The sequence below is a fragment of the Streptomyces sp. NK08204 genome (assembly GCF_020400585.1).
Taxonomy (GTDB): domain Bacteria; phylum Actinomycetota; class Actinomycetes; order Streptomycetales; family Streptomycetaceae; genus Streptomyces.
The window spans coordinates 1-556 of sequence record NZ_JAINVF010000088.1; the positions used below are offsets into that span (position 1 = coordinate 1).

The 556-nt window shown below is 70.9% G+C and carries 1 protein-coding gene; it reads right to left on the reverse strand.

Features of this window, described 5'->3' with window-relative positions:
• The coding region (locus tag K7G59_RS34425; RefSeq protein WP_308295133.1) for a ketoacyl-synthetase C-terminal extension domain-containing protein at positions 1 to 556 on the reverse strand (556 nt) is incomplete at both ends.

Here is a 556-nt window from a genome sequence, read left to right on the forward strand (position 1 = left end):
ATCCCGCGCCAGCACCACCGCACGCCGCTCGAACACCGACCGCGACGACACCAACGAGAACGCCACATCAGCAACCGACGCATCACCGCCCGCAACAGGCAGCAGACGCCCCGCCTGCGCCCGCAGCGCATCCTCCGACTTCGCCGACAGCACCCACGGCACAAGTCCCTCGACTGCCGAGGGAGCGCTCGCCACCGGCACCTCGGGCACCGCCTCCAGGACAACGTGTGCGTTCGTCCCACTCGCGCCGAAGGAGGAGACACCCGCACGGCGTGGCCGCCCCGTCTCCGGCCACGGCATCGACGCGTCCAGCAGCTCCACCGCACCCGCCGACCAGTCCACATGAGTGCTGGGCCTGTCGACGTGCAGCGTCCGTGGCAGGATCCCCTCCCGCATCGCCAGCACCATCTTCATCACACCGGCCACACCCGCGGCGGCCTGGGTGTGCCCGATGTTCGACTTGAGCGACCCCAGCCACAGCGGCCGATCCCCCGAACGCTCCTGGCCGTAGGTGGCGAGCAGTGCCTGCGCCTCGATCGGGTCACCCAGCGCCGTG